At 73.8% G+C, this 13911-nt stretch carries 14 protein-coding genes; 9 read left to right on the top strand and 5 right to left on the bottom strand.

Translation table 11 applies throughout. The features are described 5' to 3' along the window. Positions 1-193 precede the first annotated feature (193 nt). The 8 genes from ACF1AK_RS23690 (at position 194) to ACF1AK_RS23655 (ending at position 8447) form a co-directional block, all read left to right on the top strand. Positions 194-1384: an ROK family protein gene (locus ACF1AK_RS23690; protein WP_391500820.1), complete on the top strand. Its 1191-nt coding sequence runs from the start codon at positions 194-196 to the stop codon at positions 1382-1384. 148 nt (positions 1385-1532) lie between these two features. After that, positions 1533-2843, top strand: coding sequence for an ABC transporter substrate-binding protein (locus ACF1AK_RS23685; protein ID WP_391500819.1), 1311 nt, complete (start codon positions 1533-1535; stop codon positions 2841-2843). Between the two features lie 41 nt (positions 2844-2884). Then, positions 2885-3883, top strand: coding sequence for a carbohydrate ABC transporter permease (locus tag ACF1AK_RS23680; RefSeq protein ID WP_391500818.1), 999 nt, complete (start codon positions 2885-2887; stop codon positions 3881-3883). A gap of 21 nt (positions 3884-3904) precedes the next feature. Beyond that, a complete protein-coding gene (locus ACF1AK_RS23675) occupies positions 3905-4816 on the top strand; it encodes a carbohydrate ABC transporter permease (RefSeq protein WP_391500817.1) in 912 nt (303 codons plus the stop codon). Next, positions 4816-6111, top strand: coding sequence for a 6-phospho-beta-glucosidase (locus ACF1AK_RS23670; protein ID WP_391500816.1), 1296 nt, complete (start codon positions 4816-4818; stop codon positions 6109-6111). The genes ACF1AK_RS23675 and ACF1AK_RS23670 overlap by 1 nt, the downstream gene beginning before the upstream one ends. 142 nt (positions 6112-6253) lie before the next feature. Next, a complete protein-coding gene (locus ACF1AK_RS23665; protein WP_391500815.1) occupies positions 6254-7273 on the top strand; it encodes an N-acetylglucosamine kinase in 1020 nt (339 codons plus the stop codon). 118 nt (positions 7274-7391) lie between these two features. Further along, positions 7392-7919: a hypothetical protein gene (locus tag ACF1AK_RS23660; RefSeq protein WP_391500814.1), complete on the top strand. Its 528-nt coding sequence runs from the start codon at positions 7392-7394 to the stop codon at positions 7917-7919. 93 nt (positions 7920-8012) lie between these two features. Then, positions 8013-8447 carry a YybH family protein gene (locus tag ACF1AK_RS23655; RefSeq protein WP_391500813.1) on the top strand — a complete coding sequence of 145 codons (435 nt, stop codon included), beginning with the start codon at positions 8013-8015 and terminating at the stop codon, positions 8445-8447. An 86-nt stretch (positions 8448-8533) separates the two neighbouring features. Here ACF1AK_RS23655 and ACF1AK_RS23650 read toward each other — a convergent pair whose 3' ends face one another. From ACF1AK_RS23650 to ACF1AK_RS23635, 4 genes are all read right to left on the bottom strand, one after another. After that, the gene (locus ACF1AK_RS23650; RefSeq protein WP_391500812.1) at positions 8534-8941 is read right to left on the bottom strand and encodes a RidA family protein; all 408 of its coding nucleotides are present in this window, start codon (positions 8939-8941) and stop codon (positions 8534-8536) included. Positions 8942-9026: 85 nt separating this feature from the next. Then, a complete protein-coding gene (locus ACF1AK_RS23645) occupies positions 9027-9593 on the bottom strand; it encodes a DUF4291 domain-containing protein (RefSeq protein WP_391500811.1) in 567 nt (188 codons plus the stop codon). 93 nt (positions 9594-9686) lie between these two features. Then, positions 9687-11465, bottom strand: a complete 1779-nt coding sequence (locus ACF1AK_RS23640) for a glycoside hydrolase family 3 protein (RefSeq protein ID WP_391500810.1) — start codon at positions 11463-11465, stop codon at positions 9687-9689. After that, the gene (locus tag ACF1AK_RS23635; protein WP_391500809.1) at positions 11462-12214 is read right to left on the bottom strand and encodes a tyrosine-protein phosphatase; all 753 of its coding nucleotides are present in this window, start codon (positions 12212-12214) and stop codon (positions 11462-11464) included. Before ACF1AK_RS23635 ends, ACF1AK_RS23640 begins: the two co-directional genes overlap by 4 nt. Before the next feature lie 189 nt (positions 12215-12403). Here ACF1AK_RS23635 and ACF1AK_RS23630 point away from each other — a divergent pair, with 189 nt between their 5' ends. Beyond that, a complete protein-coding gene (locus ACF1AK_RS23630; protein ID WP_391500808.1) occupies positions 12404-13201 on the top strand; it encodes a GntR family transcriptional regulator in 798 nt (265 codons plus the stop codon). Between the two features lie 4 nt (positions 13202-13205). Here the strand turns inward: ACF1AK_RS23630 and ACF1AK_RS23625 are convergent, their stop codons facing one another. After that, positions 13206-13868 carry a TetR family transcriptional regulator gene (locus ACF1AK_RS23625; RefSeq protein ID WP_391500807.1) on the bottom strand — a complete coding sequence of 221 codons (663 nt, stop codon included), beginning with the start codon at positions 13866-13868 and terminating at the stop codon, positions 13206-13208. Positions 13869-13911 lie beyond the last annotated feature (43 nt).

Genomic DNA, 13911 nt, shown 5'->3' with positions numbered 1-13911 from the left:
GACGCGCAGCTCCCCGGGGGAACGGGTCCGGGGGCGGGCTGGTAACGAGTCGGCATCCTCCGGCGGAAGGGCCATTGACACCCCGCTGACGGGGCCCGTACGGTCCTGTCCCAAGCGACTGGAAAGTTTCCTAACAGTTCGCCACCCGGCCCGCCCCGGCGCTGCCGGCCGTCCTGAGGAGGAGGATCTTCGCGTGACCAGAAGCACCGCCAAGGCCCCCCTCGCCGGCACGCCCAGTCTGCTGCGCGCCATCAACGACCGTGCCGCCCTGGAACTCCTGCTGGAGAACGGGCCGCTCTCCCGCACGCAGATCGGCACCCTGACCGGGCTCTCCAAGCCCACCGCCTCCCAGCTGCTGGCCCGCCTGGAGGCGGCCGGGCTGGTGCTGCCGGTGGGCACCACGGCCGGCGGCCCCGGCCCCAACGCTCAGCTGTACCAGGTGAACCCGGCCGCCGGGCACGTCGCCGGACTGGACGTCACCAACAGCCACGTCAGGGTCGCGGTCGCCGACATCACCGGCTCCACGCTCGCCGAGCACGTCGTCCCCACCAAGGGCTGGGCGGCCGCCGAAACGGTTCCGCGGGTCGCCGGGGCGGTCGCCGGGACGGTCCGCGCCGCCGGGCTCGCCGAGGGCGCCCTGCACACCGTGGTGATCGGCGTCGGCGGCGCGCCCGACCCGGTCACCGGCAAGCTGCGCTACGCCTCCCACCTGCCCGGCTGGCACGCGCCGCGGCTGGCCGGGAACCTCGCCGCGGCGATCGGCGCGCCGGTGACCATCGAGAACGACGTGAACCTCGCCGCCGTCGCCGAGCAGTCCTCCGGCGCCGCCCGCGGGTTCGAGGACTTCGTGCTGCTCTGGGCCGGGGAGGGCATCGGCGCGGCGATCGTGATCGCCGGCCGGCTGCACCGCGGCTTCACCGGCGGCGCCGGGGAGGTCGGCTACATGCCGGTGCCCGGCGCACCGGTGGTCAAGGACGTCCGCCGCCGCAACTCCGGCGGGTTCCAGGAACTGGTCGGTGCCCCCGCCGTCCGGGCCCTGGCCAGGGAGCACGGGCTCGGCGCGCCGACCGCCGAGGAGTCGGTCGCCAGGGCGCTGGCCACCCCGGGCGCCGGCGACGCGTTCCTCGCGGAGCTGGCCGCCCGGCTGGCCGTCGGGCTGGCCGTGATCGTCGCCGTCGTCGACCCCCGGCTGGTGGTGGTCTCCGGCGGGGTGCCGAACGCGGGCGGCGAACGGCTGCGGGCCCTGGTCGCCGAGGAACTGGCCCGGATCGCGGCCGCCCGGCCGGAGGTGCGCGGCAGCGCGCTGACCGGCTCCCCCGTTCTGCTCGGCGCGCTGCAACGCGCGCTGGCGGCCGCCCGCGAGGCGGTCTTCTCCACCCACTGACGCTCCGCCGCACTCCCCTGCACCCACCTCTCCCCCATCCCCACCGCGGGACCCGAGGCAATGACGCCTGCCCGCGCAGCCCCAGGAGGACCTCGAAGTGCACTCCACCACCTCCCGTTCCCGCAGAGGCCGCCGGACCCTCGCCGCCGTGACCGGCAGCGCCGTCCTCGCCCTGCTCGCCACCGCCTGCACCGGCAGCAGTGACGGCTCCGGCAGCGACGACTCCGCCAGTGGCAAGGACGTCACCATCACCTTCTGGCACGGCTGGAGCCAGGACAGCGAGGTGAAGGCGATCAACGACAACATCGCCGCCTTCGAGAAGGCCCACCCGAACATCCACGTCAAGGCCGTCGGCAACATCGCCGACGACAAGGTCAACCAGTCGCTGCGGGCCGGCGGCGACGACGCCCCCGACGTGGTCTCCTCGTTCACCACCAACAACGTCGGCATGTTCTGTTCGACCAAGGCCTTCGTCGACCTCAAGCCGCTGCTGGCCAAGGACAACATCGACGCCGCCAAGACCTTCCCGGCCGCGATGCTCGACTACACCCAGTTCCAGGGCAACCAGTGCTCGCTGCCGCTGCTCGGCGACGCCTTCGGCCTGTACTACAACAAGAAGGCCTTCGCCGACGCCGGCATCACCGCCCCGCCGAAGACCTTCAGCGAGTTCACCGAGGCCGCCAAGAAGCTCACCGTCGCCGAGGGCGACAGCTACAAGCAGCTCGGCTTCATGCCGCTGTACCACGGCTACGAGTCGACCACCGAGCACCTCCTCGGCCAATACGGCCCCACCTACTTCGACTCGGCCGGCAAGTCCACCATCGCCACCGACCCGAAGGTCGCCGCGATGCTGAGGTGGCAGAAGGGCCTGGTCGACCAGCTCGGCGGCTACGACAAGCTGGAGAAGTACCGCTCCACCTTCGGCGAGGAGTTCAGCGCCAAGAACCCGTTCCACACCGGCCAGGTCGCGATGGCCATCGACGGCGAGTGGCGCACCGCCTCGCTCGCCGCCGACAAGCCGGACTTCGAGTGGGCCACCGCGCCGTTCCCGGTGCCGGACGACCAGAAGGACACCTACGGCCGCGGCTACCAGACCGGCACCATCGTCGGCATCGCCAGCACCAGCAAGAAGCAGGCCGCCGCCTGGGAGCTCGTCAAGTTCCTGACCACCGACACCGACGCGGTCGTCTCCTTCGCCAACGCGATCCACAACGTGCCGAGCACCCTCGCCGCGCTGGAGTCGCCGAAGCTGATCGCCGACGAGAACTTCAAGACCTTCGTGAACATCGCGAAGCACGCGAGCTCCGGCACCACCCCGCCGGTCGTCAACGGCGGCGGCTACATCGTCTCCCTGCAGAACCTCGGCTACGACTACGAGTCGGGCAAGCAGGGCGACCTCGCGGCCGGCCTCGCCGCCACCGCCAAGGAGATCGACGCCGCCATCGCCCAGGCCAAGTAGCGCCCGGCACCCCGCGCGTCCGGCCCTTCCACGGAGCTCCCATGTCACTCGCGTCCGCCACCCGCAAGGGGGCCGGAGCGACCGCCCCGGCGGCGCCTCCCGTGCAGCAGCAGCTGCGCCGGAAGCGCCGCCGGGCGGCGGCCCGCAACCTGGCCTTCCTCTCCCCCTGGCTGATCGGCTTCAGCGTCTTCTTCCTGTACCCGCTGATCTCGACCGTCTACTTCTCGTTCACCAAGTACAACGGCTTCGGCTCGCCCGCCTTCAACGGCCTGAAGAACTGGGACTACGTCTTCAACGACCTCCCGGCCTTCTGGCAGGGCCTGCGCAACACCCTGTGGCTGGTCGTCATCATGGTGAGCCTGCGGGTCGCGTTCGGCCTCGGCATCGGGATGCTGATCACCAAGATCAAGAGCGGGGTGGGCTTCTTCCGCACCGCCTTCTACCTGCCGTACCTCGCCCCGCCGGTGGCCGCCACCGTCGCCTTCGCCTTCCTGCTCAACCCCGGCACCGGCCCGGTCAACCACTTCCTCGGCGAGATCGGGCTGCCGCAGCCCGGCTGGTTCGCCGACCCGGAGTGGTCCAAGCCCGCGCTCACCCTGCTGGCCATGTGGGGCGTCGGCGACCTGATGGTCATCTTCATGGCGTCCCTGCTGGACGTCCCGCGCGAGCAGTACGAGGCCGCCGAGCTCGACGGCGCCGGACCGTTCCAGCGGTTCCGGTACGTCACCCTGCCGAACATCTCGCCGATCATCATGTTCGCGGTGGTCACCGGGGTCATCCAGACCATGCAGTACTACACGCAGGCGATCGTCGCCGGGAAGGTCGCCGGCGGCATCGCGGGCAACTCCGGCCAGCAGTTCGAGCCCGGCTACCCGTCCGGCTCCACCTGGACCCTGCCGCAGATGGTCTACAACCTCGGCTTCCAGCGCTTCAACTACGGTGCGGCGTGCGTCGTCGCCCTCGTGCTGTTCGTCCTCTCGATGGCCGTCACGTCGGTGCTGCTGCGCCGCCGGTCCGGCTTCATGGCCAGCGACGACTAGCGGACCGGTGAGGACACGATCATGACTCTCAGCCCGACCCTCCCCGCCGAGGCGCCCGGCCGCGGCGCCGCCCGGGGCCCCGCCACCGCCGCCGCCCGCACCGCCCGCCGGCGCGCGCTGCTCAACTGGGTGGCCGTCCACTCGCTGGCCGTCGCGGCCGGCCTGTTCTTCCTGCTGCCGTTCGTCTTCGCCTTCCTGACCTCGGTGATGTCGGACAGCCAGGCGCTCACCACCGACTACTGGCCGACGTCCTGGAACTGGGGCAACTACAGCAAGGTCTGGAACACCCCCGGCTTCCTGACCTGGTGGCGCAACACCCTGCTGTACGCGGGCCTCGGCACCGTGCTGACCATCGTCTCCAGCCTGCCGGTCGCCTACGCGCTCGCCAAGTTCCGCTTCCGCGGCCGCAATCTGGCGCTGATGGCGGTCATCGCGATGATGATGCTGCCGCCGCAGGTCACCATCATCCCGATGTACCTGTTCTGGGCCAAGCAGCTGGGCCTGGGCGGCTCGCTCTGGCCGCTGATCATCCCGATGGCCTTCGGCGACGCCTTCTCGATCTTCCTGCTGCGGCAGTTCCTGATGACCATCCCCAAGGAGTACATCGAGGCGGCCCGGATCGACGGCTGCGGCGACCTGCGCACCCTGCTGCGGGTGGTGCTGCCGATGGCCAAGCCGGCCATCGCCGCCGTCGCGCTGTTCCAGTTCTTCTACTGCTGGAACGACTACTTCGGCCCGCAGATCTACGCCAGCAACAACCACGACGCCTGGACGCTCTCCTACGGCCTGGAGTCCTTCAAGGGCGCCCACCACACCAACTGGAACCTCACCATGGCCGCCACCCTCCTCGTGATGGCCCCGGTGATCGTCCTCTTCTTCTTCGCACAGAAGGCCTTCATCGAAGGCGTGACACTGACAGGGGTCAAGGGCTGATGTCCGCACTCAAGCTGGCCATCGTGGGCGGCGGTTCGACGTACACCCCGGAGCTGATCGACGGCTTCGCCCGGCTGCGCGACACCCTGCCGGTCGGCGAACTCGTCCTGGTCGACCCGGCCGCCGAGCGGCTGGAGCTGATCGGCGGGCTCGCCCGGCGGATCTTCGCCAAGCAGGGCCACGGCGCGGTCGTCACCACGACCACCGACGTCGCGGCCGGCGTCGCCGACGCCGACGCGGTGCTGCTGCAACTGCGCGTCGGCGGGCAGGCGGCCCGCAACGAGGACGAGACCTGGCCGCTGGAGTGCGGCTGCGTCGGCCAGGAGACCACCGGCGCCGGCGGCCTCGCCAAGGCGCTGCGCACCGTCCCGGTGGTCCTCGACATCGCCGAGACGGTCCGGCGCGCCAACCCCGACGCCTGGATCGTGGACTTCACCAACCCGGTCGGGATCGTCACCCGCGCCCTCCAGGACGCCGGCCACAAGGCCGTCGGCCTGTGCAACGTCGCGATCGGCTTCCAGCGGCGCTTCGCCAAGCACCTGGGCGTCGATCCGGAGCTGGTCCGGCTCGACCACGTCGGCCTCAACCACCTCACCTGGGAGCGCGGGGTCACCCTGCTCGACGCGCCCGGCGCGGCCGGCGGGCGCGAGGTGCTGCCCGAGCTGCTCTCCGGCTTCGGCAAGGAGATCGCCGGGGACCTGCACCTGCCGCAGCGGGTGATCGAGCGGCTCGGCGTCGTGCCGTCCTACTACCTGCGGTACTTCTACCAGCACGACCTGGTCGTGGAGGAGCTGAAGTCCAAGGGCTCGCGGGCCGCCGAGGTCGCCGCGATCGAGCGGCAGCTGCTGGAGCTGTACGCCGACCCGGCCCTCGACACCAAGCCGGAGCTGCTCGCCGAGCGCGGCGGCGCGTTCTACTCCGAGGCGGCGGTGCAGCTCATCGCGGCGCTGCTCGGCACCGGCGGCGGCACCTCCGTGCAGGTGGTCAACACCCGCAACGACGGCGTGCTGCCGTTCCTGCCGGACGACGCCGTGATCGAGGTGCCGGCCGAGGTGGACGCGGCGGGCGTGCGTCCGCTGCCGCAGCGCCCGCTGGAGCCGCTGTACGCGGGCCTGGTCGCGGCCGTCACCGCGTACGAGCACCTCGCCCTGGACGCCGCCCTGCGCGGCGGCCGCGACCGGGTCTTCGACGCGCTGCTCGCGCATCCGCTGGTCGGTCAGATCGAACTCGCCGACCAGCTGACGGACCGGCTGCTCGCCCACAACCGCGAGCACCTCCCCTGGGCGCGCGGCTGACCCCGGGCCCGACCCGCCCGACCCCCGGTCTCCGGCCCGCGCTCCGTGGGGGAGTGCGGGCCGGATCGCGGGCGGAGACACCCCACCCCCGGCCGGGAAAGACCCCCGGCCGGGCCACGTACGACGAGCCGCGGGAACCCCAATGACCCACCAGCCCGAACCGCACCTGCCCGGCGTCCTCGCCATCGACGCCGGCAACTCCAAGACCGATGTCGCCCTCATCGGCGCCGACGGCACCGTCCTCGGCTCGGCCCGGGGCGGCGGCTTCGTCCCGGCCGCCGTCGGCGCCGCCACCGCCGTCGGCGGCCTCGCCCCGCTGGTCGAGGAGGCCGCCGCGGCCGCCGGCATCACCGGCTGGAGCGGGCCGCTGACCGGCCACGTCAGCGCCTGCCTGGCCAACGCCGACCTGCCGGTCGAGGAGGAGGCGCTGCGCGTCGCCCTGGAGTCCCACCCGTGGGGCGCCAGCAACACCGTCGTCAACGACACCTTCGGCCTGCTGCGGGCCGGCACCGACGGCCCGCGCGGCGTCGCCGTCGTCTGCGGCGCCGGCATCAACTGCGTCGGCCTGCTGCCCGACGGCCGCACCGCCCGGTTCCCGGCCCTCGGCAACCTCACCGGCGACTGGGGCGGTGGCTGGGGCCTGGCCGGCGCCAGCATGTGGCACGCCGTGCGGGCCGAGGACGGGCGCGGCGGGCCGACCGGCCTGGCCGCCGCCATCGCCGAGCACTTCGGCCTGCCCTCCACCGGCGCCGTCGCCGAGGCCGTCCACCTCGGGCACCTGCCGTCCGCCCGGCTGCACGAGATCGTCCGGGTGCTCTTCGCCGTCGCCGGGACCGGGGACGCCACGGCCCTGTCGCTGATCGACCGGCAGGCCGACGAGATCACCCGGCTCGCCGTGGTCGCCCTGCGGCGCCTGGAGCTGCTGGAGACGCCCACCCCGCTGGTGCTCGGCGGCGGGGTGCTCGCCTCCCGGCAGCCGCTGCTGATCGACAATCTGACGGCCCGGCTGGCGGCGGAGGCACCGCTCGCCGAGCCCCGGGTCGTGGTCGCCCCGCCGGTCCTCGGCGCGGCCCTGCTCGGGCTGGACCACCTGGGGGCCGGACCGGAGGCCCAGGAGCGGGTGCGCCGGGCCTACGACCCGGCGCACCCGGTCGCGGCGTAGCGCCGCCTCCCCACCCCGCTCCCGCCCCCGCCGGGTCCGCACGCCCGGCGGGGGCGGTCGTCCGGATCCCCGCTGCCGGAGCTGTCTCGTGCGGCCGAGTTCCTGGGAGACTCGGCCCATGACCGCGCCCCGTCGCCTGCTCCTCGCCGTCCTGCTCTGCTGCGCCGCCACCGGCGGGCTCGCCGCCTGCACCCCGATCGACGAGGACCCGACGCCGGCGATGGCCTCGGACGACATCGAGGACGACGAGGACGCCGAGGACGAGGAGTTCTGGGACTCCCCCGAGGCCGGGGCCCTGCCCGGTCTCGACGCCGCCTCCCCCACCCCCTGCGCCGCCGCGGCCGGCCACCGCACCGTGCGGGTCCTCGGCGTCTCCGGCGGCCGGCTGACCGTCCGCCCCGCCTGCGCCCCCGACGCCGCGCCCGCCGTCCATCCGCTCGCCGCGCACGCCACCGCCACCCTGGTCGACCTCCCCCACGAGGAGCCCGCCAAGGAGGTCCAGCTCCCCGTCCTGCTGGACCACCTGGACACCTGTCTCGACGGCGGCGAACCCGAGCTCCCGTACGCCTGTTACGGCAACACCTACGACGTGGTTCTTGACGCCCGCGGCCGGATCACCCGGATCCGGGAGCTGCGCGGTCCGTGACCGGGCTTGACCTCAACCGCGGTTGAGGTTGTCGGATGGTCCCCGGCGGTGGTCGCCGCCGGGGAACGCCGATGTCGGGGAGAGGTGCTGGTCATGGCGGACGGGGTACTGGTGGCGGGGGACGTGCCGGTGGCGGTGCGGGAGGCGGTGACCGGGGTGGTCGCGGCGCTGGAGGACGCGTTCAACCGCAAGGACGCCCAGGCGCTCGGCGCGCAGTTCGGCGAGCAGGCGTCCTGGACCAACGCGGCCGGCCGGCGGCTGGACGGGCGGGAGGCGATCACCGCGTTCAGCGGTCCGGCGATGCGGGAGTTCCTCAAGGACTCCTACGCCCGCTACGAGGTGGTGAAGCTGCTGGCGGTCGCGGACGGCGTGGTCGCCGTCAACGTGGCCCAGACGCCCACCGACGCCGGGGGCCGCCCGGTGGAGGGCCCGCACGGCCGGGCGCTCTACGTGCTCGCCCGGCAGGCGGACGGGTGGAAGATCGTGGCCGGTCAGAACAACGCGGTCGATGCCCGGTCCGCAGCGTAGGTCCTGACCGGTCCCGGACCGGGGCCGCCTCCCGATCCCGTGATCGTGCCGGGGAGGCGGCCCCTTGCCGTCCGTCGGCGCGTCCGTCAGGGGGCGGGACGCACGGCGACGGCGTCGATCTCGACGAGCATCCCGGGCAGCGCCAGGGTGGCCACCCCGCTCAGGGTCTGCACGGGCAGCCGCTCGCCCCAGACGGCGTGCAGGGCCCTGCCGAGGATCTCCAGCTTCTCCGCGTCGTGGTCCTTGACGAACGAGCCGAGCCGGACGACGTTCTCGACGCCGAGGCCGACGGCGGCCAGCGCGCGGACGAGGTGCTCCAGGGAGAGTTCGACCTGGTCGGCGAAGCCCTCCACGGCCACCTGCCCGTCGGCGTCGGAGGCGTACTGCCCGGCGAGGTAGACGGTCTCGCCGGCGGCGGAGACGACGTGGCTGTAGCCGAGCGGCCTGGGGTCGTGCAGGCCGGGCGGGTTGGTGATGACGCGGTTGTCCCTCACGAGTGCGGTGCCTTCCGGTGCGGAGTCCACGGTCTGGCCGGGACAACGCCCGGAGGCCCGGCGCCGATCCGGTTCCGACGGCACGTCACCCGTTGGCACCAAGGCGCCGGGCGAGCGCAGGCGGCAGCGGGTAGGGGCGTTCCGGGGGCAGCAGCCGCTGCGCCTGGGCGGTGCGGCCCTGCTGGAGCAGGGCGGCGATCCGCCGCACCTGCGGGGTGAGGTCGGTGATCCCGGTGACCCACTCCTCGGCGAAGGTCCGGATCAGGGTGCGGCCCACGCCGACCTGGATGCTGTAGTGGTTGAGCGCGGCGCCGCGCAGCGAGCGCTCCGGGTCCCACTGGAGGTGCACCTCGGCGCGGGCGAGCAGCGCCGGGTCGCCGGTGGTCGGGACCGCCCGGCCCAGCGCCTCCTCCCAGCCCGCCCGGGTGATCCGCACCGCGAGGACGCGCTCCTGGCCGGGCTTGCGGGCCCAGTTGCTGCGGTGCATCAGCCAGCGGAACGAGGGCTTGATCCAGGTCATCCGCCCGAAGGAGAACGGCGGGACGAACCGTCCGGCGGCGAGGGCCGCGTCGGCGACGGCGGGGGCGTACGCCTGGTAGACGACGACGGTGGCGGCGTCGAAATCCGCCCGGACCGCGTACAGCTGCTCCATGACAGCGGACTCTGCCAGGACGCCGCCACCCGGGGCGAGCGGTTTTCCGCCCGCCCCGGGCCGGCCGCGCGGGAGCCCCGGGTCACCCGGGGCTCAGGACGCCCGCGGCGCGGTCGGGTGGCCGCAGCGGAACAGCGGGTCCGCGGTGTCGAAGGGCACGTCCTCGCGGGCGGCGTCGACGGCGGCGTCCGAGCGGGGCAGGTCGAACGGCAGCGAGCCGGTCATCGGGGCGCGGCCGAACACCGCGTCCAGCACGACGTCGTCCGCCGCGCCGAACTCGCCGACCAGCAGCGCCGCGTGGGGCGCCAGCGGGGTGAGCACGGCGGGGCGTTCGAGCAGCGCGACGACGGCGGTCGGGACGGCGCCGGCCAGCGCGGCGATCCTGGCGGCCTCGGCGGGCTCGAACTCCAGGGTGCCGGTGTGGAAGTGCTGCTCCAGCAGCCCCTCGCGCCTCTCGTACGGCGTGGCCAGGCGCACGACGGCGGCGTCGGCGTCCTCGGGGCGCTCGACGACCGTCCCGTAGCGGGCCGCCACCCCGGGGTCCACGCCCTCGACGTAGATCCGCCCGCCGGTCAGCGGCTGCCCGGCGAGGCGGACCAGCGAGGCGGCCTGGGCCTTGCGTCCGAGCTCGCGGCCGGCCGGGGCGCCGACCGTCGCGACGGCGGCCTCGACGTCCACGTACGGATCGTCGAACAGGCCGAGCCGGAACTTGTCGCGCAGGATGCGGCGCACGGACTCGTCGAGCCGGGCCTCGGTGACCGCGCCGGAGCGGACCACGCCGAGGATCAGCTCGGGGTCGGTCTCGCCGCCGAGCTGGTCGGCGCCGGCGTGCAGGGTCATCGCGACCTGCTCGGGCACCGACAGCTCCTCGACGCCCCAGTGCCGCGGCGGCAGGCTGACCACGCCGGGGATCTCCATGCCGGTGATGGCGTTGAAATCGGTGCAGACCACGCCGTCGAAGCCGTACTTGCCGCGCAGCAGGCCGGTGATGACGTCGTGGTTGAAGTTGGCACCGACCTCGGCGAGCCCGGAGCCGGAGGGGATCGCGTAGGCGGGCATGATCTGCGCGGTGCCGGCCTCGAACGCGGCCTCGAAGGGGCGCAGGTGCTGGTTCAGCGCGCCGCCCGGGTAGACCAGGCGCCGGCCGGCCGCGAAGTGCGAGTCCTCGCCCTTGTGCTGCGGGCCGCCGCCGGGGAAGTGCTTGGTCATGCAGGCGACGCTGTCCGGGCCGATCCGCTCGCCCTGGAGGCCGCGGATGTAGGCCGCGATGATCCGGGAGACCCGCTCGGGGTCCTCGCCGAAGGTGCCGCTGATCCGGGCCCAGCGCGGCTCGGTGGCGAGGTCGGCCATCGGGTGGATGGCGATCCGGATGCCGACGGCGCGCAGCTCGCGGCCGATCAGCGCGGTGTACTCCTCGACCAGCTCCGGGTCGTCGGTGGCACCGAGGCCGATCGGCTCGGGGCCGGCCGAGAAGCCGCCGCCGGCGAAGGCGGTGGCCGGGTTGGTGGTGAAGCCGTGCCGGGGGTCGGAGGCGAGGGTGACCGGGATGCCGAGGCGGCTCGCGGCGGCGAGGTCCTGGACGTGGTTGTTCCACTCGGCCATGGTGCGGGCGTCGGGGACCGTCGTCATGCCGAAGGAGGTGAGGCCGCGCTCGGTGATGAGGTGGTCGCCGGACGGGAAGGGGCCCTGGTTGCCGGCGATCATCCGGCCGACGAACATCTGTGCGGCCTTCTCCTCCAGGGTCATCCGGGAGAGGAGGTCCTCGACGCGCTCCTCGACGGGCAGGCGCGGGTCCTCGTAGGGCTCCATGGTGCCGTTGTGGTTGAGGTCGCGGAACGGCGTGCCGTCGGTGTGGTGCAGCACGGTCCTCATGCCGTCACCTCGGCGGCGGCCGGCGCGGCGGCCTTGGCGCGGAAGGCCTCGATGGTCGCGGCGTCCACCCCGCAGTGGGCGAGCAGGCCCTCGGTGCCGCCGTAGCGGGCGTTGACCAGGTCCAGGAAGGCGGCCATCGCGTCGGCCGGGGCCTCCAGCAGCGGGCGGGGGACGGTGAGCGAGCCCGCGTGGTAGTCGTTCAGGGCGTTGCGGTTGCGCTCGGCCAGGCCCTCGAAGATCTGCGGCAGCGCCGCGGTGGTGCGGTGGTAGTCGGCGACGATCTCCTCGGCCGGGACGCCGAGCAGGTCGAGCAGCAGGGCGGTCAGCCAGCCGGTGCGGTCCTTGCCGGCGGCGCAGTGCACCAGCAGGCCGCCGGGGCGGGTGGCGGCCTCGACGGCGAGCTTGACCGCCCCGGGGGCGGACTCGACCATCAGCAGGTAGAAGGCGCCGAGGTCCGCGTCCGTGGTCATCGCCGTCATCGCCGCCTCCAGCTTCCGGTCGGTGGGCTGGACGCGGGCGGCGACCACCTCGATGCCGGCGGCCCGGGACTGCGCCCAGTCGGTGTCCTCCGCCTCGGCCTCGCCGCGCAGGTCGATGATCGTGCGGATGCCGGCGGCGTTCAGCTGCTCGACGATCGCGGCGTCGTCGGCCGGGAACGGCTGGGCGGAGCGGTGCAGCACGCCGTGGCGCACCCGGCGGCCTTCGGGATCGGCGAGGGCGGCGGGGTCGCGGAAGTTGACCAGGGTCATGGCGGGGCCTTTCGGTGGCGCGGGGATCGGGGGGTGACGAGGCGGAACGGGGAAGGGACAGGACATCCATGGGACATCTAGACGTCTAGATGTCTACCTGGCGAGCGGGGCGCCGGGCAAGCGACGACGAGGTGAACTTCCGGACAACCGGGGCCGGATGCCGCCACCCGGCTCCGTAGGATCTGGCGCGTGGCAACGCACCGACCCGACACCCCGCTGTACCGCCGGCTGGCCCGGCAGCTCCAGGAGCGCATCGACGCCGGGACGTACCCGGCGGGCTCCCGGCTGCCCAGCGAGCCGGAGCTGAGCGCCGAGTTCGGCGTCAACCGGCTGACCGTCCGGCAGGCGGTGGCCGAGCTGGAGCGGGCCGCGGTGCTGGAGATCCGGCGGGGCGTGGGGACCTTCGTCCGCCCGCCGGCGGTGCGGGTCTCGATCACCGTCGACCCGCGCAGCCAGCGCGTCGACCTCGGCAGCGTGCACACCGGGCTGCCGCTCGGCACGGACACGCCCGGCGCGGCGCAGGACGGCGAGTTCGTGGTGGCCGCGCCGCCGGTGACCGGCTCCGCCGAGGACCACGAGGCGGCCCGTCAGCTGGGACGCGCCCCCGAGGAGTTGTCCCGGGTGGACACGGTGATCCGGCTGGGCGGCCGGCCCCGGGTGGTGAGCAGTTACTGGGTGCCGTCCGGGCCGCTTCCGGAGGCGTTGGTGCGGCCGGGCCGTCCCGGCAACATGGTGCTCGACCTGGCACGGGCGGCCGGGGTGGAGCTGGAGTACGACTGGCGGGCGTTCGGCGCGACCGGCGCGGACCTCGCCGACGCGGAGCTGCTCGGGGTGCCTCCGGGCACCGCGCTGCTGGTCCGCGAGGGCGTCAGCTGCACGCCGGACGGCGCGCCCGCGCTGTACCTGCGGCGGCGGATCGACGGCAGCAGCGCGCGGTTCGTGCTGCACTACCGCGAGCCGGGCGGCGGATCGGGGCCGGTGCGGTAGGCGTTCACCGGGCGGCTCCCGCCGGGCGCGGCGGCAGGCCCGCCGGCCCCGCCGGGACCGGCGCGTCGAACGACGCGAGCAGGGCCCGGAACGCCTCCGCCCACTCCTCCAGCGAGCGCATCTCGTTGCCGTCGACGACCTGGCGCCGGGTCATGCCCGCCATCAGCGCCGCGAAGGCCTGCGGCCGCAGGTCGGCCACCGGGTCGACGTCCAGCCGCTCGGCCACGATCTGCGCCACCCGCTGGGAGAAGGTGTCGATCATGACCAGCGCGAAGTCGCGCACGCTGCGGATCCCGATGAAGCCGCGCCGCAGGGCCCGGCGCCGCGCGGTGTGCTCGGCCGGCTCCTCCCACTGCTCGTCCGTGGTGCCGCCGGCGTGCCGGAAGGCGGCCCAGAGGTCGAGCCCGGCGGGGGCGGCGGCGAAGGCGTCCAGGAAGGCGGCGCCGAAGTCCATGCCGAAGAGCAGCGCCTCCTTGCACTCGTAGTACCGGAAGAAGGTGCGGTGGGCGACGTCGGCCCGGCGGCAGATCTGGTCCACCGTGGTCCGCTCGAAGCCCTGCTCCTCGAAGAGGTCGAGCCCCGCCGTGCGGATGGCCTGCCTGGTCCGCGCCCGCTTGCGGTCGCGCAGCCCGGGCTCCGCCACGGTGTCCGTCCCCTGCCCCTGCATCCTGCTCGCCCCTCGTCAACTGCTGTGCCGCACGCGGCCGTAC

It is taken from the genome of Kitasatospora sp. NPDC015120, from assembly GCF_043080305.1.
Classification (GTDB): domain Bacteria; phylum Actinomycetota; class Actinomycetes; order Streptomycetales; family Streptomycetaceae; genus Kitasatospora.
Note: the sequence above shows the minus strand (reverse complement) of the source record. Positions and strands in the feature narration are given on the sequence as shown.